13 protein-coding genes and 1 tRNA gene are annotated in these 19288 nt (G+C 35.6%); 1 reads left to right on the forward strand and 13 read right to left on the reverse strand.

Annotation, left to right across the window (positions count from 1 at the left end; genetic code table 11):
* Nucleotides 1-3629: beta strand repeat-containing protein (locus BMY33_RS20985; protein WP_091412187.1), on the reverse strand; the 3629-nt coding region annotated here is incomplete at its 3' end.
* A gap of 325 nt (nucleotides 3630-3954) precedes the next feature.
* On the opposite strand from BMY33_RS20985, the gene BMY33_RS20990 reads away from it, so the two are divergent.
* Nucleotides 3955-5541, forward strand: a complete 1587-nt coding sequence (locus BMY33_RS20990) for a peptide chain release factor 3 (protein WP_091412189.1) — start codon at nucleotides 3955-3957, stop codon at nucleotides 5539-5541.
* A gap of 158 nt (nucleotides 5542-5699) precedes the next feature.
* Here BMY33_RS20990 and BMY33_RS20995 read toward each other — a convergent pair whose 3' ends face one another.
* From BMY33_RS20995 to tuf, 12 genes are all read right to left on the reverse strand, one after another.
* Complete coding sequence (locus BMY33_RS20995) at nucleotides 5700-6020, reverse strand: Mpo1-like protein (protein WP_091412191.1); 321 nt, start codon at nucleotides 6018-6020, stop codon at nucleotides 5700-5702.
* Between the two features lie 134 nt (nucleotides 6021-6154).
* Nucleotides 6155-6469 carry a DUF3467 domain-containing protein gene (locus tag BMY33_RS21000; RefSeq protein ID WP_027393803.1) on the reverse strand — a complete coding sequence of 105 codons (315 nt, stop codon included), beginning with the start codon at nucleotides 6467-6469 and terminating at the stop codon, nucleotides 6155-6157.
* 71 nt (nucleotides 6470-6540) lie between these two features.
* Complete coding sequence (gene rpoC, locus BMY33_RS21005) at nucleotides 6541-10839, reverse strand: DNA-directed RNA polymerase subunit beta' (protein WP_091412193.1); 4299 nt, start codon at nucleotides 10837-10839, stop codon at nucleotides 6541-6543.
* Between the two features lie 98 nt (nucleotides 10840-10937).
* Nucleotides 10938-14747, reverse strand: coding sequence for a DNA-directed RNA polymerase subunit beta (gene rpoB / locus BMY33_RS21010; RefSeq protein WP_091412194.1), 3810 nt, complete (start codon nucleotides 14745-14747; stop codon nucleotides 10938-10940).
* Nucleotides 14748-14876: 129 nt separating this feature from the next.
* A complete protein-coding gene (gene rplL / locus BMY33_RS21015) occupies nucleotides 14877-15251 on the reverse strand; it encodes a 50S ribosomal protein L7/L12 (protein ID WP_027393800.1) in 375 nt (124 codons plus the stop codon).
* A 67-nt stretch (nucleotides 15252-15318) separates the two neighbouring features.
* On the reverse strand, nucleotides 15319-15840 hold the full coding sequence (rplJ, locus tag BMY33_RS21020; RefSeq protein WP_091412196.1) for a 50S ribosomal protein L10: 522 nt from the start codon (nucleotides 15838-15840) through the stop codon (nucleotides 15319-15321).
* A gap of 11 nt (nucleotides 15841-15851) precedes the next feature.
* Nucleotides 15852-16550 (reverse strand): 50S ribosomal protein L1, encoded by a 699-nt coding sequence (gene rplA, locus BMY33_RS21025; protein WP_091412198.1) that lies wholly within the window; start codon nucleotides 16548-16550, stop codon nucleotides 15852-15854.
* Nucleotides 16551-16568: 18 nt separating this feature from the next.
* On the reverse strand, nucleotides 16569-17006 hold the full coding sequence (gene rplK, locus BMY33_RS21030) for a 50S ribosomal protein L11 (RefSeq protein WP_091412200.1): 438 nt from the start codon (nucleotides 17004-17006) through the stop codon (nucleotides 16569-16571).
* Nucleotides 17007-17083: 77 nt separating this feature from the next.
* Nucleotides 17084-17638 carry a transcription termination/antitermination protein NusG gene (gene nusG / locus BMY33_RS21035; RefSeq protein WP_027393796.1) on the reverse strand — a complete coding sequence of 185 codons (555 nt, stop codon included), beginning with the start codon at nucleotides 17636-17638 and terminating at the stop codon, nucleotides 17084-17086.
* A 6-nt stretch (nucleotides 17639-17644) separates the two neighbouring features.
* Complete coding sequence (gene secE, locus BMY33_RS21040) at nucleotides 17645-17842, reverse strand: preprotein translocase subunit SecE (RefSeq protein ID WP_091412202.1); 198 nt, start codon at nucleotides 17840-17842, stop codon at nucleotides 17645-17647.
* A 90-nt stretch (nucleotides 17843-17932) separates the two neighbouring features.
* Nucleotides 17933-18005 (reverse strand) — tRNA-Trp (locus tag BMY33_RS21045).
* A gap of 57 nt (nucleotides 18006-18062) precedes the next feature.
* Nucleotides 18063-19250, reverse strand: coding sequence for an elongation factor Tu (gene tuf / locus BMY33_RS21050; protein WP_027393794.1), 1188 nt, complete (start codon nucleotides 19248-19250; stop codon nucleotides 18063-18065).
* Nucleotides 19251-19288: the final 38 nt, after the last annotated feature.

Below are 19288 nucleotides of genomic sequence, written 5' to 3' on the forward strand. Positions count from 1 at the left end.
CCAGCACTAATATTTCCACTAGTATCCGCATCTGTAGTCAACACTGCACTCTTTGAAATACTTAAATCACTTGATGGCGGTATAGTGGTACAAAAATCAAATCCACCAATTCCAGCACCATGAACCACATTTGCACTACAACCATCGCAGTTTTGCCAAACAATAGTAATACTTGCGATTCCATCTAAGTCTTCAAAATTAACTCCTATTTGATCATTATCATTTGCTGTTGAACTACTCTCAGCATTAATTTCTCCATTAGCCTCATCAGAATCATAAGAAGGTGTTCCTGAATCTGTGAATGTTGGAAAAATTGTATTTCCTAAACCATCAGTCGCAGTAACCGTAAATAAATCTCCATTCGTTCCATTAGAATTTATATGATAAAGATCAAATCCTATAGAGTATATATCTGTACTAAACGATATTGTTTGTGTAATTCCAGTTGCTCCAAATCCATTCGTAAAATATTCTAAAACTTCATCTTCTAAATTCTCGGAAGCATTACTAGCAACACTTGGCGTATCAAGAGAAGTCGTTACAGGCCAACCATTTAAAGTACTTGTTTCTCCAGAAAACGTATGGGTTATATCTATTCCTGATCCATCTACATTAGAAAACGTATTAGTAAGAGCGCCATCCGGAGTCCAATCAAATTCATCTATACCATTAGGGACAAAACCATCCCAAACTAAATTATAAATTGTACTACTACAAGCTGGATTTTGATGTAACACGTTTACAACTGGTGCATCACAAATATTCGTAGTAGCATCATTTGTAACCCTAGGATTTGTTCCTAGAGTATAATCTACTCCTGTTTCTGTAACTAAACCTGAACCATCTACTGTTGCCGGATCTGTCATTCCAAACTGTCCTCCATCTCCACCATCCGCATTACTATCATTATAAGCTTCATTGGCATCACTACAGCCATCATCATCAGAATCCAAATCTAGATGATTCGGAATATCATCTCCATCTGTATCCTCATATGTACAATAGGTAACATTAGAAAGTAAAAAAGTTATTAATCCATTATTCGCTACATCACCATCTTGCCTTGCTTTCCCTGTAGTAATTTGAAAAGATGATACTAATCCCTCTATAACAATATCTGAATAATTAAGTGTCGTATCGCCCGAACCATTAGTATAAGAAGTTATGGACGGGGATGTACTATCGTTATTTACAATAACATGAGAACTCCCAGATGAAGTAGTTGTATAACTCCCACTAGGAAAAGTCGTTGGACTCATCAAGGATCCCAAATTAATAATTTGACTTCCCGGACCGGTAGCATTTACAGTTACTTTATCGCCGCTATCTATTCCAGACCACCTAAACTTAACACCAGTAACCGGCTCACTGAATGTAAAAGTATACACTAAGCTTTCAGATAATCCGTCATCTATTTCTTCACCTTGAATTCTAATAGTAGTTGGATCATCAACCTGTAATATGTTTAAAGTTCCTCCATCTACTTGATTTATCGTTGTAGTAATATCAACATCTACTCCATCAAAGTCGAAGATATCATTTATAGCACCTACTCCATTCTGATTTCCTGAAGGAGCCGTTCCAACACTAATTGATGAAGATGCACAATTCAACCCTTCATCAGTGTCTAATATCCCGTCATTATCATCATCACTATCACAAAGATTACCAACATTATCAGAATCTTGGTCAGCTTGACCTGCATTAGCAATCGTAGGACAATTATCTAATGGATCACCTGTACCATCTCCATCAGTATCCACTACAAAACCATCTGGAGTTGAAGCAGTATTAATACCTGCAACAACCGTTATAGATGTTGGATCATCCCCTTGCGTCTGAACAGCGTTAATAGGTAAATCTGTATCAGAATCCAAAATATCAATAATAGCATTACCAGGAGGTAAAGTAGCACTATATGTTCCATCAGGATTTGTTTGTATGGTCTGAGTATTTCCATTTACATCTGTAATAGTAATTGTTACACTTCCTATACCGGACTCACCACTCTGAACACTATCACCATTTGCGTCATTATATACTACCCCACTTATTGTTCCAGGATTCGAACAAGTAACTGCTCCATTGCTTATTCCTGTTATTGACTCACCACTTCCTCCACTTGTAGCACCATTAGACGGAAATTCTGTTACAGCACCACTATTAGTAATACCATTAGAACCTCCATTTATATTAATCGTAGGCGAACCTGCAGAAACCGCTACAAAACCAGCACCTCCACCTCCTCCAGGACCTTCACTTTCATTATTAGTAATTAATTGATCTCCACCATCTCCACCATTTACACTAAGTGTTAAAGTATTATCTATAGAAGAAGCTCTTAAAACGATACTTCCTCCTCCTCCTCCTCCTCCAGGTGCGTCATTATGGTTTGGAACTGTTGGTAAAGCATCAGCTCCATTAGCAATTATGTTACCAGAACCTGTAATAGAATTTGCTCCAAGCAGTATTATACCACCTCCATTAGCAGCATCTTGACTTGCGCTATTATTTCTATCACCGGCTCCTCCTCCTCCTCCAAGGAAAATTCTATTTTGTTCATTTGCTATAAGAGGTCTTCCTCCTAAGCCTCCAACTGGATCTCTATCATCCCCTCCCCAAGCATCACTACCAGGAGCAAGAGTTAACGCATTTTGATTGCTAGAACCATAAGAATAACCACCTCTTCCTCCACCGGAAGAATTAGTTAATGCGTTACCATTTGCTATATAATCGGGATCTAAGGTCCATGCAGAAGTTCCGATACACCCAGAACACATTACACCAGAACCATTAAACCAAGTATTACCGTTATTACCATTAGATCCACCACCACCACCAGAGTTGTGAGAGTTTCCTCCTCCACCTCCATTAGCTGGCGCTCCTCTACCATATCTTCCGCCTAATGTATCATAATCCGTTTGATACCCAACAATACTTTCTCCTTTTTCTGCTCCTCGTCCATTTGCATTAGTTACAAAATCATTAACAACCGTAGTTCCATTCGTGGAAGTTGTATTATCAACAACTCCACCTCTAAATCCAAGTCCAGAACCATCTATATCACCTTCAATATCTATTATGTTTGCTGTAATAACTACAAGACCACCACGTCTACTTCCTGCAAAATCCTCCCAAGCTAAAGGAACTACCGAAGCACCAGCATCTATAGTAAGAGTGTTATATTGTGGGACCTTAATTACTTGTGTTTTACCCGCCACAAAATAACTATTAGCAATCTCACAGGTTAATGTTATCGTATTCGCACTTATACTAGCAACATAACCGTACTCATACACTCCTGAACTTCCATAATCAGTTATATCACCATAACTAACAGTGTTAGTTGTATTGATAGTTGCTCCTTGAGCCTGATAAATCAAAATCAAATCTCCACTAGAAAGACCTCCAAGATCGGTTGCGACACTATTCACATCCAGCGTAATATCACCAGCAGATATATCTGAGGTAACAGGACTATAGGTATTAAGAACAGTATTTGCAGCCGTTACGGTAAGATCACCATCTTTGGCTTCCTGACCGGAAGCGCTGTAGGTAACTAAAAAGATAAAGGTCAAAAGAGACATAAACGCACTTTGACCCAACAAGACTTGGGTAATTTTTTTCATATGACGATGGTTTACAACAGTATATAAAAGTTTGGGTATAACCTTTATTTACCATTCATAAATATCTTAAATAATATTTATATTTTAAAAACATATAATATCTTTACGGTAAAACCGTAATTCATTATATATACAAATATGGCATACATTAGAACAATTAACACTTAATTCCCCAAATTTTTTTCTTTTTTTCGACGAAATACACTTTTCGAACGGCGAAAAACGACTGAAATTTATAACATTTCAAAATAACGTAGTTTTTAAGTCTCTTATCTTCATTGTACATTTATATAGTATATTTGCAAACTTTAGCAATAGAACTACAATGAAATTCTCAGAAGAAATAAAGAGACGAAGAACATTTGGAATCATATCGCATCCAGATGCTGGTAAAACAACATTAACAGAAAAGCTACTTCTATTCGGAGGAGCAATCCAAGAAGCGGGAGCTGTTAAATCCAATAAAATTAAAAAAGGTGCGACCAGTGATTTCATGGAAATCGAACGCCAAAGAGGAATTTCGGTAGCCACTTCTGTATTAGCCTTTGAATACCAAGGAGTTAAAATAAACATTTTAGATACTCCTGGACATAAGGATTTTGCTGAAGATACTTTTAGAACTTTAACGGCCGTTGACAGTGTAATTGTAGTTATTGATGTTGCTAAAGGTGTAGAGGAACAAACTGAAAAATTAGTTTCTGTCTGCAGAATGAGAAATATTCCAATGATTGTATTTATAAACAAACTAGATCGAGAAGGAAAAGATGCCTTCGAACTTTTAGATGAAGTGGAACAAAAATTGGGATTAAAAGTAACACCTTTGAGCTTTCCTATTGGTATGGGATATGATTTTAAAGGAATTTATAATATCTGGGAAAAAAACATCAATCTTTTTAGCGGAGATAGCAGAAAAAATATTGAAGAAACCATTGAAGTATCTGATTTATCATCACCTGAGCTTAACACTTTGATTGGCGACACAGCAGCAGACACTCTGAGAGAAGAAATAGAATTAGTCGAAGGTATTTATCCATCATTCGATAAAGAATTATATCAAAAAGGAGATTTACAACCTGTATTTTTTGGTTCTGCTTTAAATAATTTTGGTGTGCGTGAATTACTTGATTGTTTTATATCCATAGCACCTACTCCAAGAGCTAAAGAAAGTGATACCAGAGTAGTACAACCTGATGAGAAAGATTTTACAGGTTTTGTATTTAAAATCCATGCGAATATGGACCCTAAACACCGAGACAGATTAGCTTTTATTAAAATAGTTTCTGGAACTTTCGAACGGAATGTACCATATTTACATACAAGGCACAATAAAAAACTTAAATTCTCTAGTCCAAATGCATTTTTTGCCGAAAAGAAAGAAATTGTAGATATCTCATATCCCGGAGATATTGTAGGTTTACACGATACTGGTAATTTTAAAATCGGTGATACCTTAACAACTGGAGAACAATTAAACTACAAAGGTATTCCCAGTTTTTCTCCTGAACATTTTAGATACATTAACAATGCTGACCCACTAAAATCCAAACAATTAGCAAAAGGTATTGATCAGTTAATGGATGAAGGAGTAGCCCAGCTATTTACCTTAGAATTAAATGGAAGAAAAGTGATTGGTACAGTTGGTGCACTTCAATATGAAGTAATACAATATAGACTAGAACATGAATACGGAGCAAAATGTACTTATGAAAATTTAAATGTACATAAAGCTTGTTGGATATATGTAGAGGATGAAAATAATGATGAGTTTAAAGATTTTAAACGAGTTAAAAGTAAATTTCTTGCAAAGGATAAACAAGGCCAATTAGTATTTTTAGCAGATTCTTCGTTTAGCTTACAAATGACGCAACAAAAATATCCTTCTATCACTTTTCATTTCACATCCGAATTCTAAACTCATTTTAAAACTATTTTTAAACACTTTTACAAAGAAAACAACTATTTATACGTCTTTAAAATTAAAAGACATTAAACAAGTTACATTTAACCTGTTTATTTTTTAGTCATTATAAAAAACTATCAATTCAATAATTGTTATAATTAAATCCTATATCAATCTTTTGAACTATCAAACCCACGTTTTCCTGCGAGAATTTCAAAAAACAATTTAAAATCTGAAATCAAACTCCAAAAAGGATATTTAAATGTAGCAGGCTTATTCTTTTCAAAAAAAGCATGACCAACCCATGCAAAACCATAACCGACTAAAGGCACCAAAAACCACTTCCAACTCCACCCATAAAATATAGCAAATCCTATAATAACAAAAACCAAAAAGGTTCCTACGAAATGTAAAGTCCTACTAGTCTTATTTTGATGTTCCATTAGGTAGAATCTATAAAATTCTGAATATGTTTTAATTCTATCCGACATATTTTAATATATTAAATAAAGAATGTTTAAGATAACAAATTATATATCCTTATCAAATTCAAAATTCTGATATAAAAAAAATCCGCTCTTTTTACAAGAAGCGGATTTTTATATAATAAAAAGTTATATATACTTTATGCTTGACCTGTAGGGCCAAAATTCAATGGAATCGGTGGCTGATCATAATCCTTAATCTCCCCATGTGCAGCTTCAAACCTTGACACATTATCACCTAAAGCTTTTAATAACCTTTTAGCATGTTGAGGAGTTAAAATAATCCTACTCTTTACTTTACTTTTAGGTCTACCTGGCATAATATTAACAAAGTCAACCACAAACTCAGATACCGAGTGATTAATAATTGCCAAGTTACTATATACTCCATCAGCTATTGCATCATCTAATTCTATATTTAACTGATTTTGTTTTTGTTTCTTTTCCTCTGCCATTTTATACTATTTTATGAAAGCTAATAGCTTCTTAAAAACAGAAAGCCTGCCAATTGGCAGGCTTTAACTGATTAATTATAATTTACTTCTTGTCTTTGTTCCATTCGATCTTCGAATTCTTCCTTGGAACCAACTATGATACTTTCGTAATCTCTCATACCTGTTCCAGCTGGAATTCTATGTCCAACGATTACATTCTCTTTTAATCCTTCTAAGTCATCAACTTTACCACTTACAGCAGCTTCATTTAATACTTTTGTAGTTTCCTGGAATGAAGCAGCAGAAATAAATGACTTAGTCTGAAGCGAAGCTCTTGTAATACCCTGAAGTATCGGAGTCGCTGTAGCAGGAGTAACATCTCTTGCTTCTACTAAGTTTTTATCTTCCCTTCTCAAAATAGAATTCTCATCTCTAAGATCTCTTGGAGAAATAATCTGACCAGCTTTTAAGTTTTCACTATCACCAGCTTCTTCTACAACCTTCATTCCGAAGATAGCATCATTTTCCTGAATGAAATCAGACTTATGAACTAATTGATTTTCTAAGAAAATAGTATCACCTGGATCTTGAATTCTAACTTTACGCATCATCTGACGTACTACTACTTCAAAATGCTTATCGTTAATCTTCACACCCTGTAATCTATATACCTCCTGTACCTCATTAACTAAATACTGTTGTACAGCTGAAGGTCCTTTGATTTTCAAAATATCTTCTGGAGTTACAGAACCATCAGATAATGGCATACCTGCACGTACAAAATCATTCTCTTGAACAAGAATCTGATTAGATAACTTCACAAGGTATTTCTTGATTTCTCCAATTCTAGATTCTACAATAATCTCACGATTACCACGCTTAATCTTACCAAATGACACTACACCATCAATCTCACTCACAACAGCTGGGTTAGATGGATTACGCGCTTCGAATAATTCCGTTACACGTGGAAGACCTCCTGTAATATCACCAGCTTTCGCTGACTTACGAGGAATCTTCACTAAAATCTTACCAACATTAATCTTATCATTATCATCTACCATAAGATGGGCTCCTACCGGAAGGTTATAAGAACGAAGAACTTCGTCATCTTTACCCATTATTAATAACGTAGGTATCTTTTTCTTATCACGAGATTCTGAGATTACTTTTTCCTGGAATCCAGTTTGTTCATCTATTTCTACTTGATAAGTAATACCTTGCTCAACATTTTCATAACTTACTTTTCCAGCAAATTCTGAAATAATCACACCGTTATATGGATCCCATTGACAGATACTCTGATCTTTCTTAACAGTATCTCCACTATTAATAAATAGCTGAGAACCGTATGGTATTAAATTTGTACTAAGTACTATCTTAGTTTTAGGGTCTACGACCTTAACCTCAGAAGTACGAGAGATTACTACATCAATATCATTTCCGTCTGAATCTTGACCTTTAACAGTTTTCAATTCATCTATCTCTGCTTTACCTGCAAATTTAGATTTCAATTGATTTTCTTCAGAAATGTTACTTGCAATACCTCCCACGTGGAATGTACGTAATGTAAGCTGTGTACCTGGTTCTCCAATTGATTGTGCTGCCACAACACCAACTGCTTCACCACGCTGAACTGTTTTACCAGTTGCTAGGTTACGACCATAACATTTTACACAAATACCTTTCTTAGCTTCACAAGTTAACGCAGAACGAACTTCTACCGATTCTACTGGAGAATTCTCTATATTTTTAGCTATAACATCATCAATCTCAACTCCTGCTTCTACCAGAACTTCTTGAGTCAATGGGTTAATAACATCAACTAATGAAGTTCTACCGGTAATTCTAGCAGCAAGACCTTCAATAATTTCTTCATTTTTCTTTAGCGGGGTAACCTCTACACCTCTTAATGTTCCACAATCTTCTATATTAACAATAACATCTTGTGCTACATCAACTAAACGACGTGTAAGGTATCCTGCATCTGCAGTTTTAAGTGCAGTATCGGCAAGACCTTTACGAGCACCGTGAGTAGATATAAAATATTCAAGAATTGATAGACCTTCCTTAAAGTTAGAAAGAATTGGATTCTCAATAATTTCTCCACCAGCTGAATTAGATTTCTTTGGTTTAGCCATCAATCCACGCATACCTGTAAGCTGACGAATCTGTTCTTTAGATCCCCTTGCTCCAGAGTCAAGCATCATATATACTGAGTTAAACCCTTGTTGATCTTCTCTAATACGCTTCATTGACAATTCTGTCAATTCAGCATTAGTTGAAGTCCAAATATCAATCACCTGATTATAACGCTCATTATTAGTAATAAGACCCATGTTATAATTCCCTACAATATCGTCTACTTTAGCATTAGCATCGGCAATCATTGTATGCTTTTCTTTAGGAATAATGATATCCCCTAAACTAAAAGATAATCCTCCTCTAAATGCGAAGTTATATCCTAATGTTTTGATTTCATCTAGGAACGCCGCAGTTTCAGGAACACTAGTTACTTTCAAAATATCTCCAATAATATCTCTAAGAGATTTTTTGGTTAATACTTCGTTGATATAACCTGCTTTTTCTGGTACTTTTTCATTAAATAAAACTCTACCAGTAGTAGTTTCTATAATTTTAGTAACTAACTCCCCGTCTTCAATATCTTGTGTTCTAACTTTTATATTAGCATTGATATCAAGTCTTTTCTCATTATACGCAATAACAACCTCTTCTGGAGAATAAAAAGTAAGATCTTCACCTTTAATTACTAAATCCTTAGTTGATCTACGTGATTTAGTCATGTAATAAAGTCCTAATACCATATCCTGAGAAGGTACTGTAACTGGTGAACCATTCGCAGGATTCAAAATGTTATGTGATGCTAACATCAATAACTGTGATTCTAATATTGCTTCTGGTCCTAGTGGTAAATGCACCGCCATCTGATCTCCATCAAAATCGGCGTTAAATGCCGTACACACTAATGGGTGTAACTGTATCGCTTTACCTTCAATAAGTTTTGGCTGGAATGCCTGAATACCCAAACGGTGAAGCGTAGGAGCACGGTTTAGTAATACTGGATGTCCTTTAAGAACATTCTCTAAGATATCCCAAACTACAGGCTCTTTTCTATCTATAATTTTCTTAGCTGACTTTACTGTCTTTACAATACCACGTTCAATCAATTTTCTAATCACGAATGGTTTGTATAGCTCAGCCGCCATATTCTTTGGAAGACCACATTCGAATAATTTCAATTCTGGTCCTACAACAATTACCGAACGAGCAGAATAATCCACACGTTTACCTAGTAAGTTCTGACGGAAACGTCCTTGCTTACCTTTTAAAGAATCTGAAAGTGATTTTAATGGTCTATTAGAATCAGTTTTAACTGCAGAAGCTTTACGAGTATTATCGAATAAAGAATCTACCGATTCTTGTAACATACGCTTTTCATTACGTAAAATTACTTCTGGAGCTTTGATTTCCATCAAACGCTTCAAACGATTGTTACGAATAATTACACGACGATACAAATCATTCAAATCAGAGGTAGCAAAACGACCTCCATCTAACGGCACTAAAGGACGTAATTCTGGTGGAATTACCGGAACCACTTTAAGTATCATCCATTCTGGACGATTTTCTCTATTCTTATTAGCATCACGTAAAGATTCTACAACCTGAAGACGTTTTAAAGCTTCAGTTTTACGTTGCTTAGATGTTTCATTATTTGCCTTATGTCTTAATTCATATGACAACTCATCAAGATCAATTCTTTTTAGAATTTCGATAAGACACTCTGCTCCCATCTTAGCGATGAACTTATTAGGGTCTGTGTCATCAAGATATAGATTCTCTTGAGGAAGACTATCTAAGATATTAAGATACTCTTCTTCTGTAAGGAAGTCCATTTTCTGAACCGGCTCACCTTCTTCATTCTTTGCGATACCTGGCTGAATTACTACATATCTTTCGTAGTAAATAATCATATCCAATTTCTTCGAAGGAAGACCTAATAAATATCCTATTTTGTTAGGTAAAGAACGGAAATACCAAATATGCGCAACTGGCACAACTAAATTAATATGTCCTACACGATCTCTACGAACTTTCTTTTCCGTTACTTCTACACCACATCGATCACATACGATCCCCTTGTAACGAATTCTTTTATATTTACCACAAGCACACTCAAAGTCCTTAACAGGTCCAAAAATACGCTCACAGAACAAACCATCACGTTCTGGTTTGTGAGTACGATAATTAATAGTTTCAGGCTTAAGAACCTCTCCTTTCGATGCTGCTAAAACAGACTCAGGAGATGCTAAACCTATCGAGATTTTATTAAACCTCTTTACTGCATTCTTATCATTATTTCTTGCCATAATATATGGTTACTTAAGAATTATTGTAATTTAATTTTGAATAATAGTATAGTATAATCGTACCCTTTGTATACACTCGGGGTACGATTTCATATATATTATTCTTCTAATCTGATATCCAGACCAAGACCTTTCAATTCGTGCATCAATACGTTGAATGATTCCGGTAATCCAGGTTCTGGCATAGGCTCACCTTTTACAATACTCTCGTATGTTTTAGCTCTTCCTATAACATCATCAGATTTAACAGTCAATATTTCACGAAGGGTAGCAGAAGCTCCATATGCCTCTAATGCCCATACTTCCATCTCTCCAAAACGCTGACCACCAAACTGAGCCTTACCACCAAGTGGTTGCTGCGTAATCAATGAATAAGGACCAATAGAACGTGCGTGCATTTTATCATCAACCATATGACCTAACTTAAGCATGTAAATCACACCTACCGTTGCTGGTTGATCAAAACGATCTCCTGTACCACCATCATATAAATATGTATGTCCAAACCTTGGAATACCCGCTTCATCAGTAAATTCATTGATCTGATCTAAGGAAGCTCCATCAAAAATTGGAGTAGCATATTTTCTACCTAATTTCTGACCTGCCCAACCCAATACGGTTTCATAGATCTGACCAATATTCATACGAGAAGGTACCCCTAGTGGATTTAATACAATATCTACCGGTGTTCCATCTTCTAAGAACGGCATATCTTCTTCTCTTACGATACGTGCAACAATACCTTTGTTACCGTGACGACCTGCCATCTTATCACCTACTTTTAATTTACGTTTTTTAGCAATGTAAACTTTAGCAAGTTTTATAATTCCAGAAGGTAATTCATCTCCCACAGAGATTGTAAACTTCTCTCTACGCAAGTTACCTTGTAAATCATTTTCTTTAATCTTGAAGTTGTGGATAAGGTCCGCAACCATCTTATTAAGACTATCATCAGTAGTCCAAGTACCCTTTGTAAGGTGAGCATAATCATCAACACTATTAAGCATTTTCTGAGTAAACTTCTTACCTTTAGGAAGTACTTCTTCTCCTAAGTCATTAATAACTCCTTGTGAAGTTTTACCTCCTACAATAACAAATAACTTATCTACTAATTCTGCTTTTAATAAAGCAAATTTCGCATCATATGATCTCTCTAAGATAGAAATATCCTCTTTATCCTGAGAACGTTTACGTTTATCTTTGATAGCACGGGCAAATAACTTCTTGTCTATAACAACACCATGTAATGATGGCGAAGCTTTTAAAGAAGCATCTTTAACATCTCCTGCTTTATCACCAAAAATGGCTCTTAGTAGCTTCTCTTCTGGTGTAGGATCACTTTCTCCTTTTGGAGTAATCTTACCAATAAGAATATCTCCTGGTTTAATTTCAGCACCTACACGGATCATTCCGTTTTCATCAAGATCTTTTGTAGCTTCTTCTGAAACATTAGGAATATCATTCGTTAACTCTTCATTACCTAATTTAGTATCTCTTACTTCTAAAGAGTACTCGTCGATATGAATAGAAGTAAAGATATCATCTCTAACTACTTTTTCAGAAATTACAATTGCATCCTCAAAGTTATATCCTTTCCAAGGCATGAAGGCAACCTTCATGTTTCTACCTAAAGCAAGTTCTCCATTTTCGGTTGCATAACCCTGACATAAAACTTGTCCTTTATTTACTCTATCACCAACTCTTACAATCGGTTTAAGATTTATAGAAGTACCTTGGTTCGTTTTACGGAATTTAATCAGGTTATAAGTTTTAGAATCACTATCAAAACTTACCATTCTCTGTTCTTCCGTTCTATCGTACTTGATAGTTATCTTTTGTGCATCTACATACTCAACAACTCCTGCTCCTTCTGAGTTAATTAATACTCGAGAGTCTGAAGCTACCTGACGTTCTAATCCTGTACCTACGATTGGTGCATCAACTCTTAATAATGGTACTGCCTGACGCATCATATTTGATCCCATCAATGCACGGTTCGCATCATCATGTTCTAAGAAAGGAATCAAAGATGCAGAAATAGAAGCTATCTGATTAGGAGCGACATCGGCATAATTTACAGATGTTGGCTCTATCACTGGGAAGTCACCTTCCATACGTGCAATAACCTTATCACTTTGAATTTTACCATCTTCTTCTAATGGTAAATTGGCTTGCATTATTAATTTTTCTTCTTCCTCTTCAGCACTTAAATATCTAAACTCACTTAAATCTACTTTTCCATCCTCAACCTTACGATAAGGAGTTTCTAAGAATCCCATTGAATTCACCTTTGCGAATACCGCTAGTGAAGATATTAATCCAATATTCGGACCTTCCGGAGTTTCAATTGGACATAATCGACCATAATGCGTATAATGTACATCTCGAACCTCAAAACCAGCTCGCTCTCTTGACAGACCACCTGGCCCTAATGCAGAAAGCCTACGCTTATGAGTAATCTCTGCTAATGGATTTGTTTGATCCATAAACTGAGATAACTGATTCGTTCCAAAGAATGAATTAATTACGGAAGACAAAGTCTTTGCATTAATTAAATCAATTGGTGTAAACACTTCATTATCTCTAACATTCATACGCTCACGAATTGTACGTGCCATACGTGCTAGACCAACTCCAAACTGTTGCGATAATTGCTCACCAACAGTTCTTACACGACGGTTAGATAAGTGATCAATATCATCAATCTCAGCTTTTGAATTGATTAATTCAATTAAGTATTTTATAATAGTAATAATATCTTCTTTGGTAAGAACTTGCTTATCCATTTCGATATTAAGACCTAACTTCTTATTCATTCTGTAACGACCTACCTCACCAAGGTTGTAACGTTGATCAGAGAAGAATAATTTATCAATAATACCTCTTGCAGTTTCTTCATCAGGCGGTTCTGCATTACGTAATTGACGGTATATGTGTTCTACGGCTTCTTTTTCTGAGTTCGTAGGATCTTTTTGTAATGTATTATGGATTATCGCATAATCACCTTTTTGATTATCTTCTTTGTGAAGTAAAATGGTTTTAGCTCCAGAATCCACGATCTCATCTAAGTGATCTTTATCTAAAACAGTATCACGATCTAATACAATTTCGTTACGTTCGATAGAAACAACCTCTCCTGTATCTTCATCAACAAAATCTTCGTGCCATGTATTCAATACACGAGCAGCTAACTTACGACCTAATACTTTTTTTAATCCAGACTTAGAAACTTTTACTTCCTCTGCAAGGTCGAAAATTTCTAATATATCTTTATCTCTTTCAAATCCGATAGCACGGAAAAGAGTAGTAACTGGTAATTTTTTCTTTCTATCAATATATGCGTACATAACGCTATTGATATCTGTAGCAAATTCTATCCAAGAACCTTTAAAAGGAATTACTCTCGCAGAATATAGCTTAGTTCCATTCGCGTGGAATGATTGTCCAAAGAAAACACCTGGTGAACGGTGTAATTGAGATACAACAACACGTTCTGCTCCATTAATACAAAATGTACCACTAGGAGTCATATAAGGGATTGTTCCTAAATATACGTCCTGTACAATCGTTTCAAAATCTTCGTGTTCTGGATCAGTACAGAAAAGTTTTAGACGTGCTTTAAGAGGAACACTATAAGTAAGTCCTCTCTCTATACATTCTTGTAAATCATATCTTGGTGGATCTACAAAGTAGTCTAAAAATTCTAGTACAAATTGATTACGTGTATCCGTAATCGGGAAATTTTCCATGAAGGTATTATAAAGACCCTCATTTCCTCTTTCTTCTGACTTTGTTTCTAATTGAAAAAAGTCTTGAAAGGATTTGATCTGGATATCCAAAAAATCTGGATAGTCAGGTCTATTCTTTACGGAAGAAAAATTCAATCTTTCAGTTTGCGTTGCTAACATCAATGGACGGAATTAAATTAAAATTTAAAAAACAGCGTATTTTAATACATCATATTTATATACGCAAAATGGTTTAGACCTTAGAGAAAATTCTCCAGGTCTAAACCTCTATGTCAATATATGGTAAGCTTACTTAAGCTCAACCTCTGCTCCAGCCTCTTCTAATTGAGCTTTAAGAGCTTCTGCTTCATCTTTTGCTACTCCTTCTTTGATTGCACTTGGAGCACCATCAACTAATCCTTTAGCATCCTTAAGACCTAGACCAGTTAATTCTTTTACTAATTTTACAACTGCTAATTTAGCACCTCCTGGAGCTTTAAGAATTACATCAAATTCTGATTTTTCTTCTGCAGCTTCACCACCACCAGCACCACCAGCAGCAACAGCTACTGCAGCAGCAGCAGGCTCAATACCATACTCTTCTTTTAGTATATCTGCTAATTCATTAACTTCTTTTACTGTTAAGTTAACTAATTGTTCTGCGAAATCTTTTAAATCTGCCATTTTCTATCGTTTTAAATAATTTTTTTTAATTGAAATATAATTTGTTAAAAAGTGCGTACACGCTTGATTATCCTTCTTTCTCGGATAATGTTTTAAGGATACCAGCTATAGTACCACCGCTAGATTTTAATGCTGAAATAACATTCTTAGCAGGCGATTGTAATAAGCCAATAATATCTCCAATAACTTCTTCCTTAGACTTGATCTCTACAAGTTTATCTAAGTTTTCGTCACCTACAAAAATTGCAGATTCAACAAAAGCTCCTTTTAATACAGGTTTCTCAGATTTCTTACGAAATTCCTTGATAACTTTTGCCGGTGCATTTCCTGTTTCGGAAAACATAATAGAGGTATTACCTTTCAATACGTCAGGCAATTCTCCAAACTCCTTATCTGATTTCTCCATTGCTTTCGCAAGGAGCGTATTCTTAATTACTTTTAATGATACGTTAGCTTTAAAACAAGCTCTACGTAAATTTGAAGTTGTTCCTGCATCCAAACCTGAAATATCAGCTAAATAGATATTAGAGTTTTCAGCTAACTGAGCAGTTAAGTCTTCAATTACTTGTGATTTTTCTTCTCTTGTCATAATCGTTTATCTTAATTACCAGCATAGTTCTTGGAATCAATCTCCAGACTAGGGCTCATTGTAGAAGACATATATATTGACTTAATATACACACCTTTAGCAGCCACAGGTTTTAACTTCACTAACGTTGTTAATAATTCTTTTGCATTTCCTGCAATCTTATCAGCAGAAAAAGATGACTTTCCAATTGCAGCATGTACAATACCAGTTTTATCAACTTTGAAGTCAATTTTACCAGCTTTAACATCAGAGACAGCTTTTGCTATATCCATTGTCACTGTACCTGTCTTAGGGTTAGGCATTAAACCACGAGGTCCTAATACTCGACCTAATGGACCTAATTTACCCATAACACTAGGCATTGTAATGATCACATCTACATCAGTCCATCCACCTTTAATCTTGTCTAGATATTCATCAAGACCTACAAAATCAGCCCCAGCTTCTTTAGCCTCTGCTTCTTTATCTGGTGTTACCAATGCAAGAACTTTAACATCCTTTCCTGTTCCGTGTGGTAATGTTACCACACCACGTACCATTTGATTTGCTTTACGAGGATCTACGTTCAAACGAACAGCTAGATCTACCGATGCATCAAAATTTACGTTTGTTATTTCTTTTACTAAAGCAGAAGCTTCGTCTACAGAATATGCTTTATTCTTTTCGACTTTAGCTCTAACTTCCTTTTGCTTTTTAGTTACTTTTGCCATTTTCTACACGTTTTTGGATTAAAAAGGAGCTTGTCCTTTTACAGTTACACCCATTGAACGAGCGGTACCGGCAATCATTTTCATAGCAGATTCTACAGTAAATGCATTTAAATCTTGCATTTTATCTTCTGCGATTGTACGAACTTGATCCCAAGTAACACTAGCCACTTTTTTACGATTTGGCTCTCCTGAACCTTTTTTCGTTTTTGCTGCTTCCAGTATTTGAACTGCTGCAGGTGGAGTTTTGATTACAAAGTCAAAAGATTTGTCCTTGTAAACATTAATAACAACTGGCAATACTTTACCAGCCTTATCTTGTGTTCTACCATTGAATTGCTTACAGAATTCCATGATATTCACTCCGGCAGCACCTAAAGCAGGTCCAACTGGTGGGGATGGGTTAGCCGCTCCTCCACGTACTTGAAGTTTTACAACCTTACTTATCTCTTTAGCCATTTTTCTAATTTTAAATTAGAATTGTTCCATAAAGTGGAAGCAATAAGAACAATTCAGGATATATAATGTAACAATTATTATACTTTTTCTACTTGCATATAACTTAATTCTAATGGTGTTTTTCTTCCAAAAATCTTAACCATTACTTCTAGCTTACGCTTTTCTTCATTTACCTTCTCTACAGTACCATTAAATCCATTAAATGGACCATCAATTACTTTTACCGTTTCACCAACAGTATAAGGGATGGCTACATTGTCTGTTTTAACAGCTAGCTCATCTACTTTTCCAAGCATTCGATTAATTTCCGCTTTTCTTAAAGGTACAGGATCACCACCTTTTACTTCTCCAAGAAAACCTATAACTCCGTTAATAGATTTTATTATATGAGGAATTTCTCCAGAAAGGTTTGCTTCTATCATCACATACCCTGGAAAATAAACTCTCTCCTTATTTATTTTTTTTCCATTACGAATTTGTACCACCTTTTCAGTTGGAACCAAAATCTGAGAAACATAGTCTTCCATACCCATATGAGCAATTTCTCGCTCTATGTAATCCTTAACCTTGTTCTCTTGACCACTTACAGCACGTACTACGTACCATTTTTTTGTATTACTAACCTCAGCCATATCTAATTATGATTTAACTAAAGTGAAATAATACTCTATCATATTACTGAATACAGTATCAACTCCCCAGATAGCTAAGGAAAAAATTACAGAAAACACAATTGTAACTAAAGTAAGTCTCTGCGCTTCTGCCCAAGGAGTCCAAGTAACGTGATTTTTCAACTCGCTATATGATTCCGAAATATAATTTATTAATCCAGCCATCTTTCTATTCTTTTTAATGACAAATTTGTCATTTGAAATTTATCTTAAAATTACTATGCTATTAAAACATAACAACTTAAACTTTCTATGCACGGGTTGAGAGACTCGAACTCCCGACACCTGGTTTTGGAGACCAGTGCTCTACCAACTGAGCTAAACCCGTATACATAAGTCAAGGTATTCGCCGTAACGAATACCTTTCCTTATATTATCTATATTATTAGTCTAAAATTTCAGTTACCTGACCGGCACCTACTGTTCTACCACCTTCACGGATAGCAAAACGAAGACCTACATTCATTGCAATTGGCTGAATAAGCTCAACAGTAATAGTTAAGTTATCTCCAGGCATTACCATCTCAACTCCATCAGGAAGCGCAATGTTTCCAGTTACGTCAGTCGTACGAACGTAGAACTGAGGACGGTAGTTATTATGGAATGGAGTGTGACGTCCACCTTCTTCTTTCTTAAGGATATAAACCTCAGCTTTGAATTTAGCATGTGGAGTTACAGATCCAGGCTTAGTAATTACCATACCACGAGAAATCTGAGTTTTCTCAATACCTCTTAATAAGATACCAGCGTTATCTCCAGCTTCTCCTCTATCAAGGATTTGACGGAACATCTCAATACCAGTGATTGTAGAAGTTAATTTCTCAGCTCCCATACCGATGATCTCAACAGGATCCCCAGTATTAGCGATACCAGTCTCTATACGTCCAGTTGCTACTGTCCCACGACCAGTAATAGAGAATACATCTTCAATCGGCATTAAGAAATCTTTGTCGATCTCACGTAATGGCTCTTCAATCCAAGCATCCACTTCTTTCATTAATTCTAAAACCGTATCAACCCACTTTTGTTCTCCGTTAAGAGCTCCTAGTGCAGATCCAGCAACTACAGGTCCATTATCTCCGTCATACTCATAGAAAGAAAGAAGATCTCTTACTTCCATCTCTACTAACTCTAAAAGCTCCTCATCATCAACCATATCCACTTTGTTAAGGAATACAACGATTCTTGGAATACCTACCTGACGTCCTAAAAGGATATGCTCACGAGTTTGTGGCATAGGTCCATCGGTAGCAGCTACTACTAATATAGCTCCATCCATCTGAGCAGCACCAGTTACCATGTTCTTAACATAATCGGCGTGACCTGGACAGTCAACGTGCGCATAATGACGGTTAGCTGTTTGGTATTCTACGTGAGATGTATTAATTGTAATACCTCTTTCTTTTTCTTCTGGAGCGTTATCGATAGTATCGAAATCTCTAGCCTCAGAAAGACCAGCATCTGCCAATACCTTAGTAATAGCAGCCGTTAAAGTTGTTTTACCGTGATCAACGTGTCCAATAGTACCAATATTTAAGTGCGGTTTGGAACGATCAAAAGTTTCCTTTGCCATAATTAATTTATTTAATCTTAGTTATATATTAGTGTTCA

The organism is Aquimarina amphilecti (assembly GCF_900109375.1).
GTDB classification, from domain to species: Bacteria; Bacteroidota; Bacteroidia; order Flavobacteriales; family Flavobacteriaceae; genus Aquimarina; species Aquimarina amphilecti.

Coding starts and splice junctions, on each gene's coding strand:
- rplL (WP_027393800.1), bottom strand. CDS start 15,251: ATGGCAGATTTAAAAGATTTCGCAGAACAATTAGTTAACTTAACAGTA.
- rplJ (WP_091412196.1), bottom strand. CDS start 15,840: ATGACAAGAGAAGAAAAATCACAAGTAATTGAAGACTTAACTGCTCAG.
- BMY33_RS20995 (WP_091412191.1), bottom strand. CDS start 6,020: ATGTCGGATAGAATTAAAACATATTCAGAATTTTATAGATTCTACCTA.
- rplK (WP_091412200.1), bottom strand. CDS start 17,006: ATGGCTAAAGAGATAAGTAAGGTTGTAAAACTTCAAGTACGTGGAGGA.
- rpoB (WP_091412194.1), bottom strand. CDS start 14,747: ATGTTAGCAACGCAAACTGAAAGATTGAATTTTTCTTCCGTAAAGAAT.
- BMY33_RS20990 (WP_091412189.1), top strand. CDS start 3,955: ATGAAATTCTCAGAAGAAATAAAGAGACGAAGAACATTTGGAATCATA.
- rplA (WP_091412198.1), bottom strand. CDS start 16,550: ATGGCAAAAGTAACTAAAAAGCAAAAGGAAGTTAGAGCTAAAGTCGAA.
- nusG (WP_027393796.1), bottom strand. CDS start 17,638: ATGGCTGAGGTTAGTAATACAAAAAAATGGTACGTAGTACGTGCTGTA.
- tuf (WP_027393794.1), bottom strand. CDS start 19,250: ATGGCAAAGGAAACTTTTGATCGTTCCAAACCGCACTTAAATATTGGT.
- secE (WP_091412202.1), bottom strand. CDS start 17,842: ATGGCTGGATTAATAAATTATATTTCGGAATCATATAGCGAGTTGAAA.
- BMY33_RS21000 (WP_027393803.1), bottom strand. CDS start 6,469: ATGGCAGAGGAAAAGAAACAAAAACAAAATCAGTTAAATATAGAATTA.
- rpoC (WP_091412193.1), bottom strand. CDS start 10,839: ATGGCAAGAAATAATGATAAGAATGCAGTAAAGAGGTTTAATAAAATC.